At 44.4% G+C, this 7924-nt stretch carries 8 protein-coding genes; 4 read left to right on the forward strand and 4 right to left on the reverse strand.

The features are described from left to right. Positions 1 to 22: 22 nt before the first annotated feature. The 3 genes from OH461_RS19095 to OH461_RS19105 form a co-directional block, all read right to left on the reverse strand. Positions 23 to 1180 carry an iron-containing alcohol dehydrogenase gene (locus OH461_RS19095; RefSeq protein ID WP_270022134.1) on the reverse strand — a complete coding sequence of 386 codons (1158 nt, stop codon included), beginning with the start codon at positions 1178 to 1180 and terminating at the stop codon, positions 23 to 25. 82 nt (positions 1181 to 1262) lie between these two features. Continuing rightward, entirely contained in the window at positions 1263 to 1973 is a 711-nt protein-coding gene (locus OH461_RS19100) for a ribulose-phosphate 3-epimerase (protein WP_260260777.1), read from the reverse strand. A 9-nt stretch (positions 1974 to 1982) separates the two neighbouring features. Then, positions 1983 to 2825, reverse strand: coding sequence for an HAD family hydrolase (locus OH461_RS19105; protein ID WP_270022135.1), 843 nt, complete (start codon positions 2823 to 2825; stop codon positions 1983 to 1985). A gap of 212 nt (positions 2826 to 3037) precedes the next feature. Here OH461_RS19105 and ulaR point away from each other — a divergent pair, with 212 nt between their 5' ends. The 4 genes from ulaR (at position 3038) to OH461_RS19125 (ending at position 6694) form a co-directional block, all read left to right on the forward strand. Continuing rightward, positions 3038 to 3814 carry an HTH-type transcriptional regulator UlaR gene (gene ulaR / locus OH461_RS19110; RefSeq protein ID WP_270022136.1) on the forward strand — a complete coding sequence of 259 codons (777 nt, stop codon included), beginning with the start codon at positions 3038 to 3040 and terminating at the stop codon, positions 3812 to 3814. A 295-nt stretch (positions 3815 to 4109) separates the two neighbouring features. Then, positions 4110 to 4250, forward strand: coding sequence for a hypothetical protein (locus OH461_RS19115; RefSeq protein WP_270022137.1), 141 nt, complete (start codon positions 4110 to 4112; stop codon positions 4248 to 4250). Positions 4251 to 4260: 10 nt separating this feature from the next. Then, positions 4261 to 5199, forward strand: coding sequence for a DMT family transporter (locus OH461_RS19120; protein WP_270022138.1), 939 nt, complete (start codon positions 4261 to 4263; stop codon positions 5197 to 5199). Between the two features lie 31 nt (positions 5200 to 5230). Next, the gene (locus OH461_RS19125) at positions 5231 to 6694 is read left to right on the forward strand and encodes a sodium:solute symporter family protein (RefSeq protein ID WP_270022139.1); all 1464 of its coding nucleotides are present in this window, start codon (positions 5231 to 5233) and stop codon (positions 6692 to 6694) included. Positions 6695 to 6723: 29 nt separating this feature from the next. Here OH461_RS19125 and OH461_RS19130 read toward each other — a convergent pair whose 3' ends face one another. Then, a complete protein-coding gene (locus OH461_RS19130; protein ID WP_270022141.1) occupies positions 6724 to 7665 on the reverse strand; it encodes a helix-turn-helix transcriptional regulator in 942 nt (313 codons plus the stop codon). Positions 7666 to 7924: the final 259 nt, after the last annotated feature.

The following is a 7924-nucleotide window of genomic DNA, read 5'->3' on the forward strand; positions in this document are numbered from 1 at the left end:
TTCTTATCTCCGTTACATTCTGCTAAGCCAAACTAGCGCGCAGAATGGTTTTCATTTCTTCACCAGATGTAAGTGGTAAGTTGAAACAAAACGCTGGTTCTAAAGCTGTTACGTCTTCTTCCGTTACCCCTACTTGGCTTAAGTTATGTTCCAAACCGATTTGTTGTAGAAACGTCACCAAGTGCTGTGCCAATGATTGTGCTTTCTCTTCAGTGCTTCCCACGGCACCAAACAGTTCAGCCACTTTGGCATAGCGCTCTGGCTGTTTACGCCATTGCAGTTGGACATAAGCTGGGTAGACGACCGCCAACGTTAAGCCATGAGGCAAGTTGGTTTTGCGGCTACCTAGAATCTCACCCAGTGGATGCGGAGCACCTGCACCGCCATTCGCCAATGAAATACCCGCTAGAGTATCGGCGCTGGCTAAGCGGCAACGACCTTCAAGGTCTGAGCCGTCTTTCACCACATTCGCAAGGTTCTCAACCACCAGCTTCATTGCTTCTAGCGCTAGGCTGTCGACAAGTGGTGATGGCTTAGTGCCTGTGTATGATTCAAATGCGTGAGAGAAAGCGTCAAAGCCGGTCATCGCTGTCATGCGTGGTGGTAGTGTAAGCATCAACTCTGGGTCAATAATGGCTTCACGCGGGTAGAAATCGGGATGGAATAGCGTCAGTTTTGAGTGGCTTTCCAAATCCGTGATAACGGCTGCGTGAGTCACTTGTGAACCTGTACCCGATGTGGTCGGAATCGCAAGCAATGGTACAGGTGTCGCTGGCAGAGCTTTAATCTCACCAAATGGTGAATCGTAATCTGCAAACCATTGTGACCACTGGATTTTTTCTACCTTCATCGCGGCAGCAATGATTTTTGCAGTATCAATGGATGAGCCACCACCGATGGCCAAAACCACATCACAGCCAGCTTCTACACCAACTTGACGCCCCAGTTCCACAACTGTGGTTGGTGGGTTTGGTACCACACCATCAAAATGGGTCACTTCAATATTGTGTTCAGCAAGCAAAGCAAAAATGCGGTCATAGGCTGGTTTTACGGCTTCAAAGATTGGCTCTGAAACCACCAAGCAACGCTGACCATATTGCGCCACCATTTGACCAATTTGGCTCACATTGCCCGGGCCAAAGCTCAGCTTAGTCGGTTGATAGTGATTAAAATGTGTCATGGTTAATCCTTGGTTGGTGTCGAGCCGGAGCATTTCGAGGGTGAATCAGCCCGACACCTTTATCTGTTAGTGACAGTGTTGATTAAGCGATTTCAGCAGCAACAGCTTCTTCTGCTTTGTCTAGCGCTTCACGGAAATCATGAACGCCCGCTGTGATACCATCTTTGTGACCAAAGATGTTGGTTGAAGCAACCATGACATCGATGTCTTCTTTTAGTAGCGCTTCTAGGTTGTGGTTACGGATACCGCCATCCACACATAGTTCACAGTTAGGGTTGCGTTCGTTGATTAGCTGACGCGCTTCGCGAATCATTTCGATTGCAGATTCACGCCATAGCCACTCGTCGTTGTTCACACCGTGGATTACGATGTGTAGACGGTCTAAGTAGTAAATCGCTTCTTTAACGAAAGAAACCGGAGTAAAACAGCCAACGGTTAGACCAAACTTCATGTTGTAGTCACGGCAGTACTTCATCATGTATGCCAGAGGTGCACCTAAGAAGTTTTCTGCTGGAAGAATCAGCATGTCTGCACCCGCTTTCGCGATTTTCTCTACGAATAGACGGTCACAATCTTTGAAGTAAGCGTGCACTTCGATTGGTTTATCCGTGTATTGGCGAATACCTTCAACGATTTGGTGGCCACCCATTAGCTGCATGTTTTTCAGATCGTGCATATCTGCTGCATCACAGTGGATGTAGTCTGCGCCTGCATCAGACACTTCTTTAACGATGTCAGCGATGTGGCCGTAATCTACGTGTGCAAGACCTGCTGCGATTTTTACTTTTTTCATGGTATTTCCTTAGTAGCAATATGAGTGTTGGCAAGTGTGTTGACCTTCAGACACAACCAGTCTGAGATACTGTCCAATGCCGCAACCGTTGTTATCTGTGATAATGAGGTTTGCTAAGCCGCGCAAAGCAGGGCTAGCGTTAGCCATGGCGACAGGCTCTCCAACCACACGGAACATTTCCGCATCGTTGTCACCATCACCAAAGGCGATTGTTTGTTTCGGTTTGATGTTGAATTGATTTAGCCAACAGAGCGTTGCTTGACCTTTGTTAACACCATCAGCGGTAATATCCAGCTTGTTTGGTGTTGAAAGATCCGCTTGTAAGTCAGCTTGAAGAGCATCGCGCAGCTGACAAAGTGCGACTTTGTCTTGGCTCGATACTAAAACTTTGTACACGTCACCACATTGGTTCAGTAGCTCTTGAACGCTCGCCACAATCTGCATGTTGCCCGTTGCGCCTAATTGAGCGATTTGCTGTTTTAAACCATTGAAGTGAGAAGACTCTTGAGTCGCGTAAATGCCGTTCTCGCAATAAAGCGTAAAGTAGAATTGACCAAGGTTTAAGGTATCGAGTAAAGATGCCATGACCTGAGGTTCAATCACTTGGCTATTGAGCACGCGCTGTTGCACAGGATGGTACTGATACGCACCATTACAACAGATAAGAGGTAACTCTATACCCAGTTGCTTAGCGAAAGGCTGCATCAAGTTGTGTGGTCGACCGCTCGCCAATGTGATTTGATATCCCTCGCTAAGAGCAAGTTTTATCGCCTCTATATTGTTGTCGCTGATCTGATTGTGGTCATTTAGTAATGTGCCATCTAAATCAATAATGATTGCTTGATACTTCACCTTGGCCTCCTGTGACTCTTTGTGACGCAAAATGAATATATATGACCAATTAGCGTCACGTAAAGTCATTTTTGACTTTTTATGACTAAAAACATGCCAAGGATCACAATAAACGCTCATTTAAAAATCAAAAAACGTCATAATGATTTTTAATTTGCTCAAAACGTCAAATTCGGTCAAAATAGACCAATCAAAAGATCAAGGACTTACTTATGAATGAAGCACAGCGTCATAGAAGGCTACTGGAGTATCTTGAAAACCATACTTACATCAGCACCAATGACTATGTAGAGATGCTCGACATCTCTTTATCTACCGCACGTCGCGATATCACCAAACTGGCTGAAGATGGAAGGCTGACTAAAATACGCAACGGTGCAGAAGTCATTCACACTGAAGAAAACCATAGCCACGCTCATGCGGCTTCACATTTCATTCCTTCAGAACGTGATATTCACAATTACGCCGAGAAAATTCGTATTGCACGCGCGGCTTATGAGCTGTGTGACGAAAATGACAGCATTGTGGTAAGCGGCAGTAACACTACCTTTTTAATGGGTGAGTATTTAGCAGGCCATAATATTCAAGTCGTGACTAACTTCATGCCATTGGCTTATCAGTTGATCCAAAAGAATCACCCAAGCTTGATTGTATTAGGTGGTCAATACTTGCCTGAACGTCATATCACACTCTCACCAGATACTGAATCAACCGATGATCATTCGAGTCGCTTTGTGTTCTTTACAGGCACGGGCGTCTCTAAAGCCGGTGTGCACACCTCAGATTTAGTGGTGTATATGGCAGAGAAAAAGCTGCTTGAATACGGCGCGCGATTAGTCGCTATGGTTGATAGCTCGAAAATTGGTAAACCGGGCGGAAAGCTCCTCGCCTGCGCAAGTCAACTGGATACTTTGATCACCGATCAAAATGCGGATCCGGAAACACTGACAGCTCTAGAAGAAGCCGGAGTCAACATCATCCTCGTTTAAACACGATTTAGATGCACCTAAAAACCCAAAAGCCCTGAGCGTGATTCGCTTGGGGCTTTTTCGTTAGTGACGGCAGTACTATTCGCAGCAACTAACGTGATTAGCGCCGCAATATAAACTCAGCTTCAAACTTATTTCACCCTTGCAGAATTTGGCACTTTTTCGGCAGATTTTGGCTAGTTATCCCTGAGTGATTGATGAATTATTACTGGGTAAATCGCAATGAGTACCCTTGGGTTACCACTCTGAATCCCTTTAGATATAAGGCTCAAGGACAATCACATAAGGAATACTGATGCTAACAGGTTACTGGTCAATCGATGCGTTCATCATCGCTAACATACTGTTGTGGATACTTGTTCTTGCTGTCTACTTCAAGTACGAAAAGTCTGGTGATGGGGTGCTCGAAAAGGTCTCCAAAGTATCAAAAACCTAAGGAGTCAATTATGAACACCAAAACGCTAGGTTATACGACAATGATCGTGTCAGCCGCTTTAATGGGCTGCGTCGGACTTTTTGCACGGAATATTAATACAAGTGGTGATGTCATCGCCTTCACCCGAATGATGGTAGGGGCAATCTGTATTCTTGCCATTCTTATCTATCAAGGAAAAGCCAACTTAATTAAAGGAACTAAACTCACACCAGCCGTGATTGCAAGTGGCGCATGTCTGGGGCTTTGCTTGGCTGCTTACGTCTCTTCAACCAAGTACACCACGTTAGCAAATGCAGTTTTTCTCATTTACACCGGTCCCGTTTTTTCCACCATTTTGGCCGCCATTTTCTTAAAAGAAAAAATCTCTAAACTCACCGGTGCACTGCTCACCGCGGTATTCATCGGCTGTCTATTTATCATTGGTATTATTAGCTATAGCCCAGAAGGCGGTTTAACAATCTCGCTCTCATTCTCAAAAGAGAACTTCTTAGGAGACATGCTCGGTTTGGCCTCTGGTATTGGCTATGGTCTCTATCTTTTCTTAAGCCGCTACCGCACAGACGTTGGCTCTGATACTCGTTCTTTCTTTAACTTCGCATTCGGCGCCATCGCTATTGGTATCTTCTTCGTGTTCAATCCACCGTCACTGGCTGAAATGGATACCAGCTCTTGGGTATGGCTAATTTCAATGGGCTTCTTTATTGGCTTTGGGGCACTTTCACTACTGACGATTGCTGCCAAGCATCTAAAAGCCGCTGAGCTCGCGTGTGTTTCTTACTTAGAAACCGTGGTGGGTGCAGGTATCGGTATCATGATGTTCGGCGAAAGCTTAACGGCTCTGCAAACCTTAGGTGGCATCTTGGTTATTGGTGGTGGTATGGGCGAAATTGTCTTTACGATGAACAAGAAAAGACAAGCTAAATCTGCAGCCGTTCAGGCAAATCAATAACGCCAAAACACAATAAGACAAGGATGCAGCAATGAATATAACGCTCAATTGGATATTACTTCTCATCACTGTCGCTGTGATGGTCGCTCTGGCTTTGTACAGCAATAAGCTGATGAAAGCTGACGAAGGTGAAGGCGGTTTTCTTCTTGCTGCAAATTGTCTTGGGCCTTTCACTGGGGCGGCCACCATTGTCGCCACCGGTTTCTCGGGGTGGGGCTTTATGGGCTCCCCCGGAGTGGCCTACAAATATGGTGCAATAGAACTACTCGGTAATTTCTTCTTTGCACCAGCTATGGTACTCGCCGTGTTATTTTGCGCGCGATTTCTCCATCAAAAAGCACAGGCTATGGGCAGCTTAACCATTCCCGAATATATTGCGAAGAACCACCAAGGTCCTGAGTCAATCAAAAGGCTCACGCAAGGTTTCGCTGCCCTCATTACCATCTTGTTACTGTTGGTCTTTATGATTGGGCAAGTCAAAGCGCTGGGATTACTCGCAGGTCAGTGGCTAGGTATCTCTCCCACGACGGCATCACTGATTATGGTTGGTATCATTATCTTGTACACCTCTATCGGCGGGCTGGCTGCCGTCGCCTTTACTGATACCATCATGGTGATCGGAATGTGCGCCTCAGCGGCAATCATTGTCGTCACCGTGTTTTCAGACATTTCACCGACTGCCCTTATCGACGCTCTGCATTCTATCGACCCACACTTAGTTGAGCCAACCAATTCCGGGCCCTATGGCGCGAGTACTTGGCATGTCTTTTTAGTCTTACCCTATGCTTTCATTTATGCGACCACTCTTCCTTATATGTCAGTTCGTTTCATGGCGCTCGCCAAAACAACCAAACTGCATTTAATGGCGGCCTACATGACACCGATGGCTTGCTTATTGAGCCTAGTACCACTAGCTGGCTTATATGTCAGGGTGAAAGTTCCTGGGCTAGAAAACGCAGACAACGCAATGCCTATCTTCTTAACAACGTTTCTCACACCAACCACGTCAGCCGTCATTACCCTGTTTATTCTCTTTGCTATGAAGTCGACCGCGAACTCAGTGCTACACGCCATCGCAGGCTCGGTATCACACGATTTACGCCAAGCGATTTGGCCTAAATGCCGCATGACAGAAACACAATTGCTAGTGTTCAATCGCACTGCGGTATGGGGACTTGGAATGGTTGGATTTGTCGGAATGCTCTACGCTCCGCCGTTTATGCTCTCTATGCTTGCCATTCTTGGCTCAGGAACCTTAATGGCAACCCTAGTCGCGCCAATGATGCTGAGTCGTTATATCGAAGGTAATATTTACGCCGCACTGTTCTCAATGCTGATTGGTTTCACATCGGGCAGCGTATTGTTCTTGATGTTTGATATGGGATGGGTAGAAGCGCCTATCTACGCTACGGTGATCTCCAGCATCAGCTACATTGTGATTGCCAAAGTCTTCGCAGCCCAAGGTAAGGCGCATTTTTGGGTCTCAAACCATTAAAGTCCTGATTCTCTTAGTGTCTATGCCAATTAAAACAAAGAGGCATGTGTATGAAAGTTCTCTTTATCATTGCACTGCCTCTGAACTTGTCCAGCTATCGAAATAGAATCCGTAATTTCAGCACGCATATCAATATGATCGCTGCGGTATTTTTTAGGCGTCACTCTAAGTAAATTTTTAAACTTTGAATTAAAATTAGAAAGTGAAGAGAAACCCACCTCAGCACTAATTGTTGCAATACTCCAATCGGTACTAACCAAATATCTTGCAGCTTGTCTTACTCGTTGCTCAATTAAATATTGTTTGAAAGTCACGCCTTTATTTGAATGGAAAAATCGAGAAAACGTACTTTCAGCCATATGTACTTGCTTTGACACCTGAGCAACCGAAAGAGACTCTGATAAGTTTCCATCAATATAATCCAGTGCTATTTGAAGTCTATCTTCTGCTTTCTTAGCACTATTTATTTCTAAGTGTTCTTCTAATAACCTCTCTTTGTTATCTTCTTTGGCTAATGTATTTAAAAGCTCTAAGAAATAAATAACATGAATGAAATCAAATTTATTTTCCATCTGATTAAGTTGCTGCCTGACTTCATTAACCACCTCTCCGGTAAAAAGAGAGCCCCACTTTGCTTCCTCTAACATTTCGCGCACCAGTCTAAACTGTACGCTATCAACAAACGTCTGGCCTAGCGCGTGTAATCTGAAGTGTAAGATGTTGTATTGGTTGTTTATTTGATTCTTTACACTGCTTTCGACAGTCAGTCTAAATGGATTGAATGGCGCGAGTAAGACTGCGTCAGTTTTTTTCAGTTTATATTGCTTATTCGCCAAATGAAGTGTACATCCATCACTATTTGGTTGAATGAGAATATAATCTGCGCCAAAAATCATGTGTTGTGATTCTTCTACTTTCTGAAGATCAAATAAATGAAACTCAGGGGTGTTCGCCATTATTTTTTGGTGCATCACCGTTAACTCCATGACAAAGAGACACCTTAGATTTGCATTGAGGTGATTCGCCATCAACTAGAAAAAATCGAAACGTGATTAAAGTCTTGCTGTAGCCTAATCTATAGTTTTATTTTTTGAAGCACGGCAATCAAATAGTCTTTCGTACTTTATATTATGCATAATATTCGTTTAATTGGGATAAATATCCAAGATTTAAACAAAGCAGGTTTTCGCTATTTTCAAGCATTATTTGGCTATTTTGAAATCATTATTT

Origin of the sequence: Vibrio sp. LaRot3, from assembly GCF_027587025.1 — a bacterium.
Classification (GTDB): domain Bacteria; phylum Pseudomonadota; class Gammaproteobacteria; order Enterobacterales; family Vibrionaceae; genus Vibrio.

Bases quoted from the DNA above. Each gene is read 5' to 3' on its own strand.
- OH461_RS19100 (WP_260260777.1), bottom strand. From the start codon at position 1,973: ATGAAAAAAGTAAAAATCGCAGCAGGTCTTGCACACGTAGATTACGGC.
- OH461_RS19130 (WP_270022141.1), bottom strand. From the start codon at position 7,665: ATGCACCAAAAAATAATGGCGAACACCCCTGAGTTTCATTTATTTGAT.
- OH461_RS19115 (WP_270022137.1), top strand. From the start codon at position 4,110: ATGCTAACAGGTTACTGGTCAATCGATGCGTTCATCATCGCTAACATA.
- ulaR (WP_270022136.1), top strand. From the start codon at position 3,038: ATGAATGAAGCACAGCGTCATAGAAGGCTACTGGAGTATCTTGAAAAC.
- OH461_RS19095 (WP_270022134.1), bottom strand. From the start codon at position 1,180: ATGACACATTTTAATCACTATCAACCGACTAAGCTGAGCTTTGGCCCG.
- OH461_RS19125 (WP_270022139.1), top strand. From the start codon at position 5,231: ATGAATATAACGCTCAATTGGATATTACTTCTCATCACTGTCGCTGTG.
- OH461_RS19120 (WP_270022138.1), top strand. From the start codon at position 4,261: ATGAACACCAAAACGCTAGGTTATACGACAATGATCGTGTCAGCCGCT.